General features: G+C 72.1%; 17 protein-coding genes. 7 read left to right on the top strand and 10 right to left on the bottom strand.

The features are described 5' to 3' along the window. Window positions 1-7 precede the first annotated feature (7 nt). From AB0O24_RS04415 to AB0O24_RS04405, 3 genes are all read left to right on the top strand, one after another. Window positions 8-712 carry an ABC transporter ATP-binding protein gene (locus tag AB0O24_RS04415; RefSeq protein WP_275798474.1) on the top strand — a complete coding sequence of 235 codons (705 nt, stop codon included), beginning with the start codon at window positions 8-10 and terminating at the stop codon, window positions 710-712. Next, the gene (locus AB0O24_RS04410; protein ID WP_275798472.1) at window positions 709-2,043 is read left to right on the top strand and encodes an FtsX-like permease family protein; all 1,335 of its coding nucleotides are present in this window, start codon (window positions 709-711) and stop codon (window positions 2,041-2,043) included. The genes AB0O24_RS04415 and AB0O24_RS04410 overlap by 4 nt, the downstream gene beginning before the upstream one ends. A gap of 127 nt (window positions 2,044-2,170) precedes the next feature. Then, window positions 2,171-2,578, top strand: coding sequence for an NUDIX domain-containing protein (locus AB0O24_RS04405; RefSeq protein ID WP_363372848.1), 408 nt, complete (start codon window positions 2,171-2,173; stop codon window positions 2,576-2,578). Window positions 2,579-3,009: 431 nt separating this feature from the next. Here the strand turns inward: AB0O24_RS04405 and AB0O24_RS04400 are convergent, their stop codons facing one another. Genes AB0O24_RS04400 through AB0O24_RS04380 form a run of 5 tightly spaced genes read right to left on the bottom strand, consistent with a single transcriptional unit; the run spans window position 3,010 to window position 8,588 of the window. Beyond that, window positions 3,010-3,597, bottom strand: a complete 588-nt coding sequence (locus tag AB0O24_RS04400; protein WP_363372846.1) for a TetR/AcrR family transcriptional regulator — start codon at window positions 3,595-3,597, stop codon at window positions 3,010-3,012. After that, complete coding sequence (locus AB0O24_RS04395) at window positions 3,594-4,379, bottom strand: CoA ester lyase (protein ID WP_363372842.1); 786 nt, start codon at window positions 4,377-4,379, stop codon at window positions 3,594-3,596. The genes AB0O24_RS04400 and AB0O24_RS04395 overlap by 4 nt, the downstream gene beginning before the upstream one ends. Continuing rightward, window positions 4,379-4,927, bottom strand: a complete 549-nt coding sequence (locus AB0O24_RS04390; RefSeq protein WP_363372839.1) for a MaoC/PaaZ C-terminal domain-containing protein — start codon at window positions 4,925-4,927, stop codon at window positions 4,379-4,381. The genes AB0O24_RS04395 and AB0O24_RS04390 overlap by 1 nt, the downstream gene beginning before the upstream one ends. Further along, the gene (locus AB0O24_RS04385; protein ID WP_363372836.1) at window positions 4,924-7,026 is read right to left on the bottom strand and encodes a biotin carboxylase N-terminal domain-containing protein; all 2,103 of its coding nucleotides are present in this window, start codon (window positions 7,024-7,026) and stop codon (window positions 4,924-4,926) included. The genes AB0O24_RS04390 and AB0O24_RS04385 overlap by 4 nt, the downstream gene beginning before the upstream one ends. 11 nt (window positions 7,027-7,037) lie before the next feature. Next, window positions 7,038-8,588 (bottom strand): carboxyl transferase domain-containing protein, encoded by a 1,551-nt coding sequence (locus tag AB0O24_RS04380; RefSeq protein WP_363372833.1) that lies wholly within the window; start codon window positions 8,586-8,588, stop codon window positions 7,038-7,040. A gap of 318 nt (window positions 8,589-8,906) precedes the next feature. Between AB0O24_RS04380 and AB0O24_RS04375 the strand changes: the two genes are divergently transcribed. Continuing rightward, window positions 8,907-9,260, top strand: a complete 354-nt coding sequence (locus tag AB0O24_RS04375) for a hypothetical protein (protein ID WP_307384072.1) — start codon at window positions 8,907-8,909, stop codon at window positions 9,258-9,260. A gap of 277 nt (window positions 9,261-9,537) precedes the next feature. Here the strand turns inward: AB0O24_RS04375 and AB0O24_RS04370 are convergent, their stop codons facing one another. The 5 genes from AB0O24_RS04370 to AB0O24_RS04350 all read right to left on the bottom strand — a co-directional run bounded on the left by AB0O24_RS04370 (window position 9,538) and on the right by AB0O24_RS04350 (window position 13,952). Further along, window positions 9,538-10,983 carry an SDR family oxidoreductase gene (locus AB0O24_RS04370; protein WP_275801028.1) on the bottom strand — a complete coding sequence of 482 codons (1,446 nt, stop codon included), beginning with the start codon at window positions 10,981-10,983 and terminating at the stop codon, window positions 9,538-9,540. 239 nt (window positions 10,984-11,222) lie between these two features. After that, window positions 11,223-11,381 carry a hypothetical protein gene (locus AB0O24_RS04365; protein WP_363372829.1) on the bottom strand — a complete coding sequence of 53 codons (159 nt, stop codon included), beginning with the start codon at window positions 11,379-11,381 and terminating at the stop codon, window positions 11,223-11,225. Between the two features lie 9 nt (window positions 11,382-11,390). After that, on the bottom strand, window positions 11,391-11,855 hold the full coding sequence (locus AB0O24_RS04360) for a hypothetical protein (protein ID WP_363372827.1): 465 nt from the start codon (window positions 11,853-11,855) through the stop codon (window positions 11,391-11,393). Between the two features lie 57 nt (window positions 11,856-11,912). Further along, a complete protein-coding gene (locus AB0O24_RS04355; RefSeq protein WP_363372824.1) occupies window positions 11,913-12,647 on the bottom strand; it encodes a glycosyl hydrolase family 18 protein in 735 nt (244 codons plus the stop codon). A gap of 81 nt (window positions 12,648-12,728) precedes the next feature. Beyond that, window positions 12,729-13,952, bottom strand: a complete 1,224-nt coding sequence (locus AB0O24_RS04350; RefSeq protein WP_363372821.1) for an acyltransferase — start codon at window positions 13,950-13,952, stop codon at window positions 12,729-12,731. Between the two features lie 183 nt (window positions 13,953-14,135). Here AB0O24_RS04350 and AB0O24_RS04345 point away from each other — a divergent pair, with 183 nt between their 5' ends. The 3 genes from AB0O24_RS04345 to AB0O24_RS04335 are packed head-to-tail and all read left to right on the top strand — an operon-like array spanning window position 14,136 to window position 18,333. After that, on the top strand, window positions 14,136-14,714 hold the full coding sequence (locus tag AB0O24_RS04345; RefSeq protein ID WP_363372818.1) for a PadR family transcriptional regulator: 579 nt from the start codon (window positions 14,136-14,138) through the stop codon (window positions 14,712-14,714). Beyond that, window positions 14,711-15,436, top strand: coding sequence for an ABC transporter ATP-binding protein (locus AB0O24_RS04340; protein WP_275801020.1), 726 nt, complete (start codon window positions 14,711-14,713; stop codon window positions 15,434-15,436). Before AB0O24_RS04345 ends, AB0O24_RS04340 begins: the two co-directional genes overlap by 4 nt. Continuing rightward, entirely contained in the window at window positions 15,436-18,333 is a 2,898-nt protein-coding gene (locus AB0O24_RS04335) for an ABC transporter permease (protein WP_275801019.1), read from the top strand. Before AB0O24_RS04340 ends, AB0O24_RS04335 begins: the two co-directional genes overlap by 1 nt. Window positions 18,334-18,417: the final 84 nt, after the last annotated feature.

Raw genomic sequence — 18,417 nt, 5'->3', positions numbered from 1 at the left:
TGGAGGCATGACCTCTTCTCCCGTCCTCACCGCCACCGGACTCGTCAAGCGCTACGGCGAGCTGTCGGCGCTCGACTCCGTGTCCCTGACCATCCGCGCCGGCGAGTCCGTCGCCGTCATGGGGGCGTCGGGGTCGGGCAAGACCACCCTGCTGCACACCCTCGCCGCCGTGATCGCACCCGACTCCGGCTCCGTCGTGCTCTCGCCACCGGGCGCTCAGCCGATCGAGCTCGTCGGCCTCAGCGAGGGCGAACGCGCGCGCGTCCGCCGCACGCTCCTGGGCTTCGTCTTCCAGGAGCACCTGCTGCTGCCCGAGCTGACCGCCGTCGAGAACGCGGCCCTGCCGCTGCTGCTCACCGGGATGAGGCGACCGGATGCCGAGCGCCACGCCGCCGGCTGGCTCGCCGCCCTGGGACTCGCGGGAATGGAGTCCCGCCGCATCGGTCAGCTCTCGGGCGGGCAGGCGCAACGCGTCGCGATCGCCCGCGCGCAGGTGACCGGGGCACCGGTCGTCTTCGCCGACGAGCCCACCGGTGCGCTGGATTCGGCCACCTCGACCGACGTGCTGAGCGCGCTCCTGCACGCCACCACCGGCCAGGGCCGGACGCTCGTCATGGTCACGCACGACGCCGAGGTCGCCCGCCGCTGCTCGCGCATCGTGCGCCTGCGCGACGGCCAGGTCGTCGACGACACCGCGGGGGTCCTGCGGTGAGCACCGTCCTCCCCCTGGCCCGTCTGCTGTCGCGACCCAGCCGCCAGGGTCGCGCGGCGCTCGTCCTCCCCGCGGTCGCCTTCGCGGTGACCACGGCTCTGCTCCTCACCGTCGCCGGTGGCGCGCACATGTTCCTCGTGGATCCTCGAACGCAGAGCGGCGACGGGGTCTACGGCATCCTGGCCTCGCTCGCCCTGCTGCTGCTGGCCGTCCCGCTCGTGACGCTCGGAGCGGCGGCCGCGCGCCTGTCGAGCCGCCGCCGCAACGACCGGCTCGCCACCCTGCGTCTGCTGGGCGCGAGCGGACGCGAGATCTGGGCGCTCACGGTGCTCGAGGCCACGCTCGTCGCTGCCGCGGGCGCCGTCGCGGGCGTGGCGCTGTACGCCGCGCTCCTGCCGCTGGTCGGCCTGCTCCCGTTCTTCGGCGGCCCGGTCGGGGTCGCGGCCGTCGCGATCACCCCTCTCCTGGGGGCGGGCGTGCTGGTGGGCGTGGTCGTCATCGCCGCGATCAGCGCCGCCGCGAGCCTGCGGAAGGTCACCGTGACCCCGCTGGGCGTGCGGACGCGCAGCGCCGCGCCGCCGTCGCGTCGCGGCGCGCTGATCGCCGGTCTCGTCGGCCTCGCCGCGGTGATCCTTCTAATCGCCAACTTCAGCGTCGTCGGTAGCCTCGTCGGATCCGCCCTCGCCGTGGCGGTGCTCCTCGGCCTGTTCGTGGGCGGCATGGCCCTGCTCAACCTCGTGGGCGCGCCGATCATCGCGGCCCGTGGCCGCGCCATGGCCCGCCACGCGAAAGGTGCGGCGCAGCTCGTCGCGGGTCGTGAGCTCGCGGCTCACGCGGGTCCGTCCTGGCGCCGGGTGTCGGGCATGGCGATCGTGTCGTTCATCGCGGTGGTCGCCGGGTGCGGCCTGGCCGTCGTCAACGCGGCCGAGGGTGCCGAGGGCGTGACGCTTCTGACCGACATCCGCACCGGCGTTCTCCTCACGCTCGGTATCGCCTTCGTCCTGCTCGCGTGCGCGGTGGGGGTCACGCAGGCGGCGTCGGCGCTCGAGGAGCGCGACCTCATCGTCGGCCTCGACCGGCTCGGCATCCCGGATGCCGAACTCCGCCGCGCCCGCCGGCTCACGGTCATGGTTCCCCTGCGGTGGGCCGCGGTGGGCGGTGCCGCCCTGGGCGGGGTGCTGTCGTTCCCGATCGTGGGGATCGGTCTCGTGATGGCCCCGCTGTCGGTGGCGACGATCGCCGTGACTTTCGTCGCGGGCTTCGGGCTGGTCGCCGCGGCCCTCGCGTCAACGCGTCCGATCGTGACGGGCATCCGCCGCGGCACGGTCTGACGCTGCACCTCCGTCCCCGTCCCCGTTGAGTGTCCAAGACACGCCGTTTCCGCCCGCGCGGTTGCGGCGTGTCTTGGACACTCAACGCTGTTACGAGGTGGCCCCGCGCGGGTGTTAGCGTGCGGGGGTGAAGACGGATGCCACGACCCCGCGCCGAATCCGCGTTTCCGCCGCGGTGATCACCGACGCCGAGGGACGCCTGCTGCTCGTGCGGAAGGCGGGGACCACCGCCTTCATGCAGCCCGGCGGCAAGCCCGAGGCGGGCGAGACGGCGGCCGAGACCCTCGCCCGCGAGCTCGCCGAGGAGATCAACCTCGACGTCGGTCCCGCCGCCCTCGAGCCGCTGGGCGAGTTCGCGGCCGCGGCGGCGAACGAACCCGGCTTCGAAGTGGTTGCGGACGTGTTCCGTGTCGACATCGGTGACCAGGAGCCGGTCCTGGATGCCGAGATCGTGGAACTTCGCTGGGTCACCGCCGCGACGGCATCCGGAATCGAGATCGCCCCGCTGGCGCGGGAGTATTTCCTGCCGGAGTGACGGGGCGTCGCTCGGGCGCCACGGGCCGAACCCTCGGGCGGAGTTCAGGGCCGACACACCGCCAGCCACGGCCGCCACACGGCGCGTCGCCCACGGACTCCGCACGACGGCACAGGATGCCACCGCCCCGGCGGCACCGGCCGGCGTACCCTCACGCGGACTCCAGGCCCGACACGCCGCCACCCACGGCCGCCACACGGCGTGTCACCCACGAACTCCGCACGACGGCACAGGATGCCACGGCCCCGGCCCGCGGCCCGGAACCACAGCCCCGGCACCACCCCGCGTACCGTCACGCGGACTCCAGGCCCGACACGCCGCCGTCCACGGCCGCCACACGGCGCGTCACCCACGAACTCCGCACAACGGCACAGGATGCCACGGCCCCGGCCCGCGGCCCGGAACCACAGCCCCGGCCCCGCTCAGCGACGTCAGCCTCCGGCAGCCCCCACCAGCGCGCGCAGGGCCATCGCGGCCAGGATCTCCGCCGCGCGGTCGCCGGACGATTCGGCGCTGTGCGGGGTCGAGTTGAGCAGGCCGAAGGTGCCGAGGAGGCGCGTCTGGCGCTCGGCCGCATCGAGTTCGGGACGGACGGATGCCAGGACGGCATCCCATTCCTGCACGTATCGCCGCTGCAGACTGCGCACCTGGTGATTCGCGTCGGCGGGCAGTTGGGCGAGCTCGCGGTCCTGGATACGGATCGTGTCGGGGTCGGCCGTCGCGAAGTCGAGGTGGAAGCGGACGAGCCGCGACAGAACCTCGTCGGGGGACCCGGCCTCGGCCACCAGAGCGCGACCCCCCTCGAGCAGGCGGCGGCTGGCGTCGATCAGCAGCTCGGCGAGGAGCGCCTCTTTGCTCGGGAAGTAGTTGTACAGCGCGGGGCCGCTCATGCCCACGGCCTCGCCCAACTCCACCGTCGAAACGGCCGCGAAGCCCCGCTCGGCGAACAGTGCCGCCGCCGAACGCATCAGCGACGCCCGGCGGTTGGCTTTCTGCGTCGCGCGCCAGGTTGCCGTCACCGCAGCATCTCGCGTGCCTGCCGCAGCACCGGCTCATCGATCATGCGCCCGCGGAAACGGAACACCCCGGGCTGTCCCTCCGCCTCGGCGAGCACGGCCCGGGCCCACTCACGCTCAGCGTCCGAGCTCGCGTAGGCCGCGCGGATCGTCTCCACCTGGGTCGGGTGAATGCACGCCGTCGCGGTGAACCCCGAGGCCGCGGCATCCTCGCACTCGGCGCGCAGGCCCTCGAGGTCGGCGATGTCGAGGTGTACCGCGTCGATCGCGTCCTTGCCGTGGGCGCGGGCGGCGAGCAGAACGTTCGCGCGCGCGGTGCGGGCGACGTCGCGGTAGCGGCCGTCGGCGAAGCGGCTCGAGCGTCCGTTCATGCTCGCGATGAGGTCTTCGGCTCCCCACATCAGCCCGACCGTCGCGGGGTGCGCGGCGATCTCGGCGGCGCGCACGATGCCGCGCGCCGTCTCGCACAGCGCGATGACCTCGAACCCGTCCGTCGCCTCGACGTCGGCGGACGACTCGGCCTTCGCGAGCATCACGGTCGTGTACCCGCTCGCCCGGACGGCGGTGAGGTCGAGCGCGTGGTCGGGCGATCCCGCCGCGTTGAGCCGGACGATCACCCGCTCCGGGTCGAGAGGATGAGCGGCGAGCGCCTCACGCGCGCGTACCTTGTCGGCGGGAGCCACGGCATCCTCGAGGTCGAGGATCACGGTGTCGGCCGCCGCGGCCGCCTTGGCGTACCGGTCGGGGCGGTCGGCGGGGCAGAACAGCAGGGCGGGGCCGTGCATCAGGGCGCCTCCTCGGGGCTGTGGTCAGGGCCCGGGCCACGGTCAGGGCCCGGGGCCCGGTCGGGGTCGGGCGCGATCGCAGGGCTTACGAGCATGAGGGTCGAGCGGCGCGCTTCGGCGACCACCACCCCATTCTGGTTGCGCATCGTGTGGGCGAACTCCACGATCCCCTGGCCCGGCCGCGAGGTCGATAGGCGTTTACCCGCGATGAGCGTCTCGGCGTACAGCGTGTCACCGACGCGCACGGGAGCGGGGAAGCGCACGTCACTGAAGCCGAGGTTGGCGACGATCGTGCCCTGGGTGAGCTGCGCGACCGAGAGCCCGACCATCGTCGACAGGGTGAACATGCTGTTCACGAGACGCTCGCCGAACTCGGTCGACGCCGACCACGCGGCATCCAGGTGCAGTGACTGCGTGTTCATCGTCAGTGTCGTGAAGAGGACGTTGTCGGCCTCGGTCACCGTGCGGCCGGGGCTGTGCACGTAGGTCGCGCCCTCTTCGATCTCGTCGAAGTAGAGCCCTCTCTGGATGATCCGGATGCCACTCACTCCCCGCCCCTTCCGTCGTCCGTGCCGGGTTCGCGAGGTGTCTCCGCGCCCGCTCCTGCTCCACCCGGCTCGCCGCCGCCGGGCGCGACCACCGCGAGCGTCTGCCCGCGCGCGACCACGTCGCCGACCGCCGCCTGCAGCCGCACCGTCCCCGCGACGCTCGATCGCACGACGTGTTCCATCTTCATCGCCTCCACGGCGAGGACCGCGTCGCCGACCTCCACCGTCGCCCCGTCGGCGACGTGCACCATCACCACGGTGCCCGGCATCGGCGACACGAGCTGCGGGTCGGCGTCCGCCGCCGCGTCGGCGCGGTGCACCGCTCGCACGACCTCGACCCGTCGCACCGCCCCGCCCCGCGCGATCCACGCGCCGTCGGCGTCGACCTCGGCCGCGAGGGTCCGCGTACGGCCGTCGAGGGTGACCGACACGAGACCGTCGTCGTGCCGGACGATCCGCGCGGGCTCCCGCTCACCGGCTCGCGTGGGCGCGGCCGCCGCAATCGTCTCTCCCGCCGCGGTCGCCTCGACCGCGCTGCGCACCGGCCCCGCGACCGCAAGCGTCTCGCCCGCCCCGCCCACCTCGACCGTTCCCGGCTCTCCGCCGAGCGCGAGACGGTAGCGGCGCGGCGCGGGTGCCCCCAGCCGCCAGCCGTCGCGGCGTCGCCACGGCTCCCGCGCGCGCGAGGCCGCGGCATCCAGGATCAGAGCCGCCTCCGCGAGAGCTCGCTCATCGACCTCCTCGGTCGTGAGCCCCTCGAGTTCCCGAGCGATGAGCCCGGTGTCGATCTCTCCGTCGACGACCGCGGGCACCTCGAGCAACCGCCGCAGGAACTCGACGTTGGTCGCGAAGCCGAAGACCGCCGTGTCGCCCAGCGCGGCGACGAGCCGCCGTCGCGCGCTCTCGCGGTCGGGCCCCCACGCGATGACCTTCGCGAGCATCGGGTCGTAGTCGACCGAGACGTCGAGGCCGTCCTCGAGCGCCGTGTCGACGCGGATCCCCTCCCCCGCGGGGTGCACCACGCGCGACACCCGACCACCCGTCGGCAGGAACCCGGATGCCGGATCCTCGGCGTACACGCGCGCCTCGATCGCGTGGCCGGTGAGGGCGACGGCATCCTGATCGAAGCCGAGGGGCTCACCGGCAGCGATCCGGAGCTGCTGCTCGACGAGGTCGAGGCCGGTGACCTCTTCGGTGACCGGATGCTCGACCTGCAGGCGCGTGTTCATCTCCATGAAGAAGAACTCCCCCGGAGCCTCGGCCGACACGATGAACTCCACCGTCCCCGCGCCGCGGTAGTCGACGCTGCGCGCGGTCTCGCACGCGGCCTGGCCGATGCGCGCGCGGGTCTCGGCGTCGAGGAGGGGCGACGGCGCCTCTTCGATGACCTTCTGGTGACGGCGCTGCAGCGAGCACTCGCGCTCGCCCAGGTGCACGACCGCGCCGTGCGCGTCGGCGAGCACCTGCACCTCGATGTGGCGCGGGGCGCGGACGTAGCGCTCGAGGAACAGGGTGTCGTCGCCGAAGCTCGCCGCTGCTTCGCGTCGGGCGGCGGCGATCGCCCCCGCCAGCGCCTCGGGCGCCTCCACGACGTGCATGCCCTTGCCCCCGCCGCCCGCCGAGGGCTTGATGAGGAGCGGGTAGCCGACGCCGTCGCCGGCGGCGATCAGCTCGTCGTCGGTCATGCCCGCGCGCGCGACCCCGGGGACGGTCGGCACCCCGCGCGCCTCGACCGCGTGTTTCGCCGAGATCTTGTCGCCCATCACCCGGATCGCCTCGGCGCCCGGCCCGATGAAGACGATCCCGGCCTCCTCGCAGGCCTGCGCGAAGGCGGCGTTCTCGGAGAGGAATCCGTACGCGGGATGGATCGCCTCCGCCCCGGTCTCCCGCGCCGCGCGGATCACGGCGTCGACGTCGAGGTAGCTCCGCGCCGCCGGCGCCGGTCCCAGGCGCACCGCGACATCGGCGAGGTGGACGTGGCGGGCCCCGGCATCCGCATCGCTGTAGACGGCGACGGAACGGATGCCGAGACGGCGGAGCGTGCGGATGATGCGGCAGGCGATCTCGCCGCGGTTGGCAATGAGGACGGTGTGAAACATGGGGTGGCTCCTCACATCCGGAAGACGCCGTAGCCCGGCGCGTCGAGGGGCGAACGGGTGATCACGTCGAGGGCGAGGGCGAGAACGTCGCGGGTCTGCGACGGCTCGATGATCCCGTCATCCCACAGCCGGGCCGTGGAGTAGTACGGGCTCCCCTGCCGCTCGTACTGCTCGCGGACCGGCGCCTCGAAGGCGGCCTGCTCCTCGGCCGACCACTCGCCGCCGCCGGCCTCGATCTGGTCGCGGCGGACGGTGGAGAGGACGGATGCCGCCTGCGGACCACCCATGACCGAGACGCGCGCACCCGGCCAGAGCCAGAGGAAGCGCGGCGAGTACGCGCGTCCGCACATCGAGTAGGTGCCGGCGCCGAAGGACCCGCCGACGACGACCGTGAGCTTGGGCACCGAGGCGCACGCGACGGCGTTGACCATCTTCGCGCCGTGCTTGGCGATGCCGCCCGACTCGTACTCGCGGCCGACCATGAATCCGGTGATGTTCTGCAGGAACACCAGGGGGATGCCGCGCTGGTCGCACAGCTCGATGAAGTGCGCCCCCTTGAGGGCCGATTCGCCGAAGAGGACGCCGTTGTTCGCGATGATCCCGACCCGGTGCCCCTCGATCCGGGCGAAGGCGGTGACGAGGGTCTCCCCGTACTCACGCTTGAACTCGTGGATGCTGCCGGCGTCGACGATCCGCGTGAGGATCTCGCGGGCGTCGTAGGGGGTCGTGAGTTCGACCGGCACGATGTCCTCGAGCTCTCGCGGGTCTTTCTCGGGGTCGGCGGCGGGTTCCGGCATCCGCTGTTCGGGGGGAGGCAGCGTCGCGACGATGTCGCGCACGATCTCGAGCGCGTGGGCGTCGTCCTCGGCGAGGTGGTCGGCGACGCCCGAGACGCGAGTGTGCACGACGCCGCCGCCGAGGTCTTCGGCGGTGACGACCTCGCCGGTCGCGGCTTTGACCAGCGGCGGTCCGCCGAGGAAGATCGTGCCCTGGTTCCGCACGATCACGGTCTCGTCGCTCATCGCCGGGACGTACGCGCCGCCCGCGGTCGACGAGCCGAGCACCGCCGCGATCTGCGGGATGCCGTCGCGCGACATGCGGGCCTGGTTGTAGAAGATGCGGCCGAAGTGGTCGCGGTCGGGGAAGACCTCGTCCTGCATCGGGAGGAAGGCACCGCCCGAGTCGACGAGGTACACGCACGGCAGGCGGTTCTCGGCGGCGATCTCCTGCGCGCGCAGGTGCTTCTTCACCGTGATCGGGAAGTAGCTGCCGCCCTTCACGGTCGCGTCGTTGGCGACCACCATCACGTGCCGGCCGTGGACGAGCCCGATGCCCGCGACCACGCCGCCGGCGGGGCAGTCGCCACCGTACATCCCGTAGGCCGCGAGCGGCGCGACCTCGAGGAACGGGCTCCCGACGTCGAGTAGCTCGTCGATGCGGTCCCGGGCGAGCATCTTGCCGCGGGCGACGTGGCGTTCGCGCGCGGCATCCGGTCCGCCCCTCGCGATCGTCTCTCGCCGCTCGCGCAGCTCGGCGACGAGTTCGCGGTAGCCCTGCGTCATGACAACTCCTCGTTGAGTTACCGATCAGTAATGGAGTTAGATTACGGCTCGGTAATCGAGTTGTCTACGGGTCGGCGTTCTCATCGCGGTCGAGTGTCCAAGACGCGCCGCAACTCCCCCTCGCATTACGGCGCGTCTTGGACGGTCGACCAGGGCCGGCACGGCACCGGGCGCGCGGCGCGTCGGGCGCCGGGCGCCGGGCCGGCACGGGATGTCACCAAACCCGTTGAGTGTCCGAGACACGCCGTAACCGCCGCGCCCAATGCGGCGTGTCTTGGACAGTCGACCAGCCGAGGCACCGGCCGTAGGCTCGACGCCATGCGCAGCGACTGGATCACGCACCGACGCCCCGACGGCGAGGTGCTCGGGTGGATGGAGCCGAACGGCGACGGCTTCGTCGTCATCGACCTGCTTGGCCGGCGCTCGCCCGAGGCGGTCGACTGGCTGACCGCTGAGGAGACGCTCGAGGAGCGCGGGATCGGCTACCTCGCCGACATGTACGAGCTGCGCCTCGCCGACGGGTCGTGGCTGCGGGTACGCATCGCCGAGGTCTCGACCTCCGGCATCCGGGTCAAGAAAGACGACTGGGGCGCCGTCGGTGCGCCGCAGTTGTTCTACGACGTGGCGTTCCCCGTCGACGAAGGGGTGCTGCGGCCACTGACCAAGGGCTGAACACAGGTGGCTGAGCTTGTCGAAGCCTCCGGTCCCTTCGACAGGCTCAGGGACCTTCGACAAGCTCAGGGGCCTCGCGAAACCACGAAGGGGTGCTGCGGCCACTGACCAAGGGCTGAACACAGGTGGCTGAGCTTGTCGAAGCCTCCGGTCCCTTCGACAAGCTCAGGGACCTACGACAAGCTCAGGGACCTACGACAAGCTCAGGGACCTACGACGAGCTCAGGGACCTACGACAAGCTCAGGGACCTCACGCAACCCCGGAACCTCGACACGCTCACCAGGAGCTCTTGCGGTAGTCCTTCAGGAAGATGCCGAAAAGGTCTTCGCCGGCCTCGCCGCGCACGATCGGGTCGTACACGCGGGCGGCGCCGTCGACGAGGTCGAGCGGGGCGTGGAAGCCCTCTTCGGCCAGGCGGACCTTGGTGAAGTGCGGGCGCTCGTCGGTGATCCAGCCCGTGTCGACGGCGGTCATCAAGATGCCGTCGGACTCGAACATCTCGCGCGCGCTCGTCCGCGTGAGCATATTCAGCGCGGCCTTGGCCATGTTGGTGTGCGGGTGACCGGGGCCCTTGTAGCCGCGGCCGAACACGCCCTCCATCGCCGAGACGTTGACGATGTACTTCCGCCGCGCCGTCGACGCCGCCATCGCGGGGCGCAGGCGGCTCACGAGCAGGAACGGCGCGGTCATGTTGGCCAGCTGCACCTCGAGCATCTCGAGGGGCTCGACCTGGTCGACGTGCTGCGTCCAGCTGTTGATGCGGTCCTCGTCGGGCACGAGCCCGCCCGCGTCGATCGCGGTGCCCGCCGCCAGGCGCTCGAGCGACGACGAACCCGCCGCCATCGCCTCGGCGGTCAGCTCCTCCGCCGTGCGCGCGGCCGACGCGAGGATCGGATGCGCCGACACCGACTGCGCGAGAGCGAGCGGGTGCGCGTCGTTCGTGTGGCCGAAGGTGACCAGCTCGGGCAGCGGTCCGTCCGGGAGTGGTGCGAGTTCGGCATCCACCAGGGGTTTGTACGCCCCCGGCGAGCGCCGCACGGTTTGAGCTGCGTTGTTGATGAGGATGTCGAGCGGACCATCGGATGCCACCGACTCGGCGAGTCCGATCACCTGGGCGGGATCACGCAGGTCGATGCCCACGACCTTGAGCCGGTGCAGCCAGTCGGCGCTGTCGGGCAGCGATGAGAACCGCCGCACAGCGTCGCGCGGGAAGCGGGTCGTGATCGTGGTGTGGGCGCCGTCGCGCAGCAGCCGCAGCGCGATGTACATGCCGATCTTCGCGCGGCCGCCGGTGAGCAGCGCACGTTTGCCGGTGAGGTCGGTGCGAGCGTCGCGCTTGGCGTGGCTCATCGCCGCGCAGTCGGGGCAGAGCTGGTGGTAGAACGCGTCGACGAGGGTGTAGTCCTCTTTGCAGATGTAGCAGGCGCGGGCTTTGATCAGCTCTCCGGCGAACGGCGTGGTCGTGCGGGTCGCGAGCGGGATCCCGCGCGTCTCGTCGTCGATGCGGTCGGCGGCACCGGTCGCCGTGGCGGCCACCACCGCGCGGTCGGCGTCGGCGATGCGCTGGCGCTTCTCGCGTCGCGACTGACGCTTGACGTCCTTGTAGAGCTTGCCGGTCTGGCGGCGCAGCGCGATGTACGCGGGGTCTTCGCGATCGAGCGACGATGCCGCGTCGATGACGCGCAACGCGATCTCGAGCTCGGTCGGATCGATGGATGCCACGCGCTCGACGTCCGGCTCGGCACCGGGGTCCGTGGCATCCGGATCCGCACCGGTCAGCGGCGCGGCGGCATCCGGCGCGGTGACGCGATCGGCGTCACGATCGGGGCTGGGGGGTGTTTCGGGCACAGGGAAGTGTACCGAGGGCTCGCTGGACGCGGGATGGGTCTCCGCCCCGGGATTCGCTCGATCACCGCATTGCAGGCGCGAGCCCTGCTCTCAGGGCTTGCGGCGAGGGCGGCCTACTGCTTGCCGCCGTCGACCCAGCGCGTGTGCGCCTTCAGCGCGTGCAGCACAGCCACGCGCACGACGAAATACGTCACCAGGCCGATGACCGCGAGCGCGACCAGCCAGCCGAGCAGAAGGATGAGCAGGTGGGCGCCTCCGACAGCTGAGAACATCCGGCGAGCCTAGTCGCGGGGCTGCCGAGACTCCAGGACCCACCGTTCCACCGACGCGCGTCGGCGGAAGGCCGCCACCGCCAGCGCGACGGCTCCGACGAGGACGGCGATCGCCCCGATGATGCCGCCCGCGACGAGTCCCGACGAGTCCTGACCGCTCGCGGCGAGGACGCCGGACGCGGGCGTGGGGGTCGCCGTCGGAACCGGGGCGGGCACCGCGGTCGGGGTCGTCGTCGGGCTCGCCGTCGGCGTCGGCGTCGGCGTCGGCAGCGGCTCGTCGATCGCCGCGCGCATCACGGCTGCCCACTTCCACGGAGCCTCCGTCCCGCCGGGGAGCGAGTTGAAGTACTCCCATCCCGCGATTCCGCCGAAGGTGGGGGTCGTGGTCTTGATCTCCTGGATCGACGCCGTCAGCTCGTCGAGCGGAACCCATCCGTCCCCGCAGTTGTCGGGGTTCGTGAGGGCGGCGATCACGATCTTCGACGCCGGGATCCCGGCGCCCTTCGTGCTCTGGTAGTCGACGATCTCGCCTTAGTCCGCCGCGGTGGGATCGCCCCACCCGCAATAGAACTGCGTGTTGAACCAGTCGATCGAGTCCCCCGAGCTGCGGTACAGGTCGTCGTAGTCGAATCCCGAGAGGTTGTCCTCCCCCACCAGCGCCGCGGTCACGGGCGACAGCGTGATGAGGAACGACGGGCCGAAGTCGGCGCTCAGGTCGGCGACCACCTTCTCGACCACCGAGATGTCGGTGTCGGTCTCGACGTCGAGATCGATGCCGTCGAGCGCGTGCGCCTCGACGAAGTCCCGGAGCCGCGCGTACTGCACGTCGTAGTCGTCGGTCAGGCTCTGCCAGGTGGCGTTCTGCGCGCCGCCGATCATCCCGACGACGGCGACCCCCGACCGCTGGATCTCGGCCAGTTCGCTCCACATCGTGTCGAAGGAGGGGTCGTCCGGCAGCAGATCGTTGAGCCGCAGTTCGTCGGCGTTCATGTGCACCGCGGCGAGGTTGACGACGTCAACGCCGGTGTTCTCGGTCACGAGGGGCAGCGGCGAGATGTACGCGCCCGTCGATCCGTCGACGAACTGCTTTTGGTAGTAGACGACGACCCGCCCGCTGTCGCGCACGACGGTTCCGGATGCCGTCGACCCGGCCGGCCCGGCCGCCGATGCCGCTCCGATTCCTCCCCCGAACGCGAGGGCCAGCGCGACGACGGCGGCTCCCACGATCACCCGAGTACCGTGCGTCTTCGTTGCGCGCTGCGTCATGTCCGCCCCCTGTCCTCGTCACAGGATGCCGTCACAGCGGCATCCGGGTCCAGTCGGCGCCCGGGACGGAAGCTCTGCGCGTCAGCGATTCGCGACGAGGGGGGCCGAGCGCACCGAGGAAGGCCGGGCCGCGGACCTCGACCGGTCGTAGCGCAGCAGCCACCGCTGCGCCGGGATCTCGATGAGCTTGTGCATCGCCCAGGCGAGGGCGAGCGCGATCCCGAAGGCCGCGAGCGCGAGCGGCACGGCCTGACGCCACGGCAGCTGCGGGTGTCCGTCGGGCCACGCCGACGAGACCGAGGCGATGACGAGCAGGTGCACGAGATAGAACGCGAACGACACGCGTCCGAGCTCTTGCCAGAGGGGCCGCGCGAGGAAGGTCGAGTTCGCCCGGGCGTCGGCGTTCGCGAGCGAGGCGACGAGCAGCGCGTAGAACCCCACGGTCGCGGCGAGGCCCGGGTGGATCTCGGTGCCGGGGAGAGTGGGCGCCTCGGACAGCGCGTATCCCGCGATCGCGAGCGGCACCGCGACGACCAGCCGAACGGGCTGCCAGGCGCTCTTCTTCACCAGCAGCGCGAGGCTCACGCCGATCACGAACTCGGGCATCCGCAGCAGCGGGGTCGACGCGGCCGACATCGGGAGGGGCGACATCGACGCGATCTGCGGCGCGAGAGCGGCGACGACGAGGGATGCCACGACCACGACGCCGAGTGCCCGGTTCGACGCGCGCGCGAGCGGGCGGATGAGGAAGGGGAAGGTGAGGTAGAAGAACGCCTCGCACACGAGCGACCAGCTCGCGGGGTTGCCGGCCTGCCACCAGTCCGGCACCCAGCCGTTGACGAGGAACACGTTCGCGACCAGCGGCGCGGTTCCGTCGGTGCGGATCTCGGGGACGAGGGTGGCCGCGGCGATCAGCGCGAGCCCGACCCCGACGAGGTGCAGCGGGTAGATACGCGCGATGCGGTGCCACCAGAACGACCGCGCGGTCTGCTGCGGCTTGTATCCCCACGCGAGAACGAAGCCCGAGAGGATGAAGAACAGCGTCACGCCGGTCTTCCCGGCCTCGAAGAGGGTGCCCCAGATCACGCCGGGCGCGCCCCCGAAGTATTCGACCGCCATGAGGTGGTGGCCGAAGATGAGCATCGCCGTGGCCCAGCGCAGTCCCGTGAGGGAGGGCAGGTTGCGGACCTTGTCGAGAGGGCCGGGGCTCTTCGCGATCGGGGCGGCGACGGGGGCAGTGAGCGTGCTGATCGTGATCGCCTCCCGTGTCGTGACCGAGCGCGATCCCGAGCCCGTCGACGACACCGCCTATGGAGTCGACCTGAGCACGTGGAGTCGCGCAGACCGGGACAGACGGTACACGGCGGTCTTGAAGAGATCCCTGGGAGGGGTGGGGGCTTGACGTCCGACCATCGGCACCTTTCCGCTCCCTTGACGGTTACCGAGTAACCCCCTACGCTGTGGTTACTCAGTAACCCTGGAGGTTCGATGTCCGTCAAGTTCGCTCTGCTCGCGCTGCTCTCGCGGCAGCCCTCGACCACGTACCAGCTGCGGAAGGACTTCGACGAGACGACGAGCAATTCCTGGCCGTTGAACATCGGCCAGGTGTCATCGACCCTCCAACGGCTGCAGCGTGACGGCCTGGTCGTGCGCGACGCGCACGATGACGACGACGCCCGCCCCTGGCATCTCACCGACCAGGGGCACCGCGAGCTCGAGGCCTGGTGGGCCGACCCCGTCTCCCCGGCCCAGCGCGGGCGCGACGAGATCGTCATCAAGTTCGCCCTCGCGGTGGCCCTCGGCGACCTCGACGTGCACGACCTCGTGCAGAAGCAGCGCAGCGCCACCCACCGCACGCTCCACGACCTCACGCGCCTGCGCCGTGGGCTCGACGCCGACGACATCGCGGGACGTCTCGTGCTCGACAACCACGTCTTCCTGACCGAGGCCGAGCTGCGCTGGCTCGACGATGTCGAAGAGACCGCCGCGCGGCGGCGTACTCCGGATGCCACGCACCACGCCCCGCGGACCACCCCGGCCGCACCGCGCGAGCGGAGCGCGCGATGACCGCCGTCCTCGAACTGCGCGGTGCGACCCGGGTTCACGGTCAGGGAGCCCGCGAGGTCACCGCCCTGCGCCACGCCGACCTGATCGTCCGCCCGCGCGAGTTCGTCGCCGTCATGGGGCCATCCGGATCGGGCAAGTCGACACTGCTCCACCTCGCCGGAGGACTCGACCGGCCGACGTCGGGGCAGGTGCTCCTCGAAGGCACCGACATCGGCGGTCTCGACGCGACGAAGCTCGCGCTCCTCCGCCGCCGGAGCGTCGGCTACGTCTTCCAGGATTTCAACCTCCTCCCCTCTCTGACAGCCGCCGAGAACGTCGCGTTCCCCCTCGAGCTCGACGGCCACTCCGCACGCCGCGCGCGCCGAGCGGCGCTCGACGTCCTCGCCGACACCGGGCTGATCGATGTCGCTGACCGCCGCCCCGACGAGCTGTCGGGTGGACAGGCCCAACGCGTGGCGATCGCGCGCGCCCTCGTCGGGGCACGCCGACTCGTGCTCGCCGACGAACCGACCGGCGCCCTGGACTCGGCCACCGGCACCGCCGTCCTGGAGGTGCTGCGCGACCGCGCCGATCGCGGGGCGGCGGTGCTCATGGTCACGCACGAACCGCGTTTCGCCGCGTGGGCCGACCGCACGATCTTCCTGCGCGACGGACGCATCGTCGACCAGACGGGGCCGAGCGATCCCGACGCGCTGCTCGCCGAGGCATCCGGGGTCGTCTGATGCGCGGAGTCCTCTCGTGGCGACCGACTCTTCGGCTCGCTCTCCGCGACACGCGCGCACACGGGCTTCGCACGGTGCTGTCGTGCCTGCTCATCGCGCTGCCGGTCGCCGCGCTCGTGGCGTGGGCAGCCGTCCAGCAGGCCCCGACGCCGTCGCGCGACCAGGCCCTCGCGAGCATCCCGTCGGGCGCGCAGGCCGTTCTCACCGCGACCACGCTCCCGCGCGAGGCGCCGCCGTTCCCCCAGCTCCCCGAGGGAGCCCCCGGCCCCTGGAACGGCGACCTCCAGACCGCACCCCCGACGGCCGACGAACTCGCGCGCGCTCTTCCCCCGGGCGACCGCCTCATCCCGTTCTGGAGTTCGCTCGACCTCATCGCGACGACGGGGCTGGATCTCGCTCCCGGAGTCGAAAGCACTGCCGGAGCCGATGTGGCGTCGGCCGACATCGACGTCTCGACGCTGTCGACCGGGCGCCTGATCGAAGCGGATGCCGAGGGGCTCGGCATCCTGATCCCGGCCCTCGCCGAGGGGCGGATGCCCACCGACGACACCGAAGCGGTCGTCTCGCGAGCCTTCGCCGATCGCCTGGGCCTCACCGTCGGCGACGACGTGTCTCTCGTGGCCCCGCCATGGTCGGGGTGGTACGGGAGCACGGGGGAGGGGCGCCTCGGCGAGGTCGTCCAGAACGTGCAGCGCGGCTACCGCGTGAGCGGCATCGCACCCGGCGCCGCGCAGACGGCGTGGGCTCCCGCGGGCTGGATGTCGCGCCTCATCGCCGCCGACCCCGTCGGGATCGACGGGCGCTGGCTCGTGGTGGGCGAGGCGCCGGTCACGTGGGAGAACGCGAAAGAGCTGAACGCCCTGCAGACGTTCGCCGTCTCGCGCGACGTGCTCGAGAACTACCCGCCCGCCAGCGCGCTCTACCCCGTCGAGACGGATGCCAAGGCGCTCATGGAGCGCGCGGCGGTGACGGTGCTCGTCGCTTTCGTGGGGGCACTGCTCGTCCTCGGCCTCGTGACCCCCGCGTTCGCGGTGGCGGCCGACGAGTCGCGCCGGATGCTCGGCCTCGCCGCCGTCGCCGGGGCCACCCCGCGCGATCTGCGACGCACGATCCTCTTGCAGGGTGGCCTCGTCGGCGCCGCTGGCGGCCTCGTGGGCGTCGGCCTCGGCATCGCGGGTGGCGCGCTCCTCATCGCGGCGGTCTACCCCGACGCGAACATGTGGACCCGGTTCCCGGGGTGGGCGCCATTCGCGGGCGTCGCCATCGCCGTCGTGATCGGGCTCGTCGCCACTCTGGGTCCCGCTCGCCGCGCCGCACGCCTTCAACCGGTCGACGTGGTCCGAGACCGTGCCGCCGCGCCCACCGCACCGCGCCGCGCCCGCGTCATCGCGCGAGCAGTGCTTCCCGTGCTGCTCGCGGTGCTCGCCGTGGTCGCGGGGTGCGGAGCGTTCGCGCGGGCCGGAGCGTTCCGTGACGACCTCGCTCAGCTTCCCGTCGAGTACCGCGCGCCCGGCCAGGTCGACCCCTCGTCGGCCCTGCTGGTCGCCGCGACCGTCGTCCTGGGCGCGAGCGCTCTCGTCCTCGGCATCCGGGCGCTCCTCTCCGTCGCGGGTCGCACCGCGGGGCGCGCTCCCCTCGCGCTCCGACTGGCCGTGCGCGACGGTCTCGATCACCCGACACGTGTGGTCCCCGCGGCCGCGGGCGTGCTGGTCGCGGTGCTCGCGGCATCCGCTCTGCTCGTCGTGACCGGGTCGGGAACGCAGAACAACCGCGACTCCACGGGACAAATGGTCGGCGCCGGGCACGTCGTGCTGGGCACGTTCGTGCCCGTCTCGCCCGCGTTCGACCGACTGGTGTTCGCCGACGCCACCCGCGCGCTGGCCGAAGAGCTCCCCGTGACCGGCACGCTCCCGATCGAGACCACTGCGGTCGGCGGCTCGCAGCACATCGAAGCGCTCCCCGCGCCTGGGAAGACCTGCCCGGCCGGCCTCGCCCCGGACGCGCCCGCGGTGCTCGACCCCGGCGAGGCCGTGACCTGCCGCGACGCGGTCGACGGCTACTCGCAGAGCATGAGCCTCGCGTGGATGGGCGGCACGAACACCTACGTCCTGTCGCCGGGCGCGGTCCGCGCGTCGGGGATCGCCGGGGCAGACGCCGCCGCCGACGTGCTGGAGGCGGGCGGGGCGATCGTCAACGATGCGACGAAGCTCAGCGGTGAGGGGGAGGTACGGCTCGCGGTCGGGGCCGACATGTTCCCCGGCGAAGAGGGTGCCTCATCGATCACGCCCGTTCCCGGCGCCTTCCTGCGCGGGTTCGCTCCGCCGCTCACGGTCTCGCCCGAGACGGCCCGCGCGCTCGGGATCACCCAGTTCGACTTCGTGGGCGAGTACGTGCTGACCTCGCGACCGCTCACCGCGGGCGAGCTGGACCGCGCTCGCCAGATCGTCACCGCCCACACCTCGCTCGTCACGATCGCCATTCCGCAGAACGTGGACCCGTGGGGCGATGCCGCGGGCCTCGCACCGGTCCTGGCCCTGGCCGCCCTCGCCGTCGTCGCGACCACGGTGTCGCTGCTGCTTGCGCGCACCCAGGCCCGGCGCGATGCGACCACGATGTACGCGGTCGGCGCGACCCCGCGGTTCCTGCGTCGGGTCGCGCTCGCGCAGGGGTCGCTGATCCTCCTCCTCGGGGTGCCGCTCGGGCTCGGCGCGGGACTCGCGATGGGCTCGTACGTGGTGGCGTGGTCGCGGTTCGCCGGGAGTCCCGGGTCGTGGCTGCAGACGATCCCGCTGTGGGACCTCCAGGGCCTGCTCGCGGTCGGGGTGGTCGGAGCGTCGCTCGTCGGGGTGTTGCTCGTGGCGCGCCCGCCGCGACGCGCGGTCCGGCGGGTGGACTGAGCGAGGCTTTCCGAGCGTGGATGCCATGCGTCCAACGGCGCGTGGGGCGGGGCCGACGCCTCCGGAACGCAACGACGTGTGCGC

It is taken from the genome of Microbacterium sp. NPDC086615, from assembly GCF_040686055.1.
Lineage (GTDB): Bacteria > Actinomycetota > Actinomycetes > Actinomycetales > Microbacteriaceae > Microbacterium.
The sequence above is the reverse complement of the archived record's forward strand: the minus strand, read 5'-3'. Positions and strand labels throughout refer to the sequence as shown.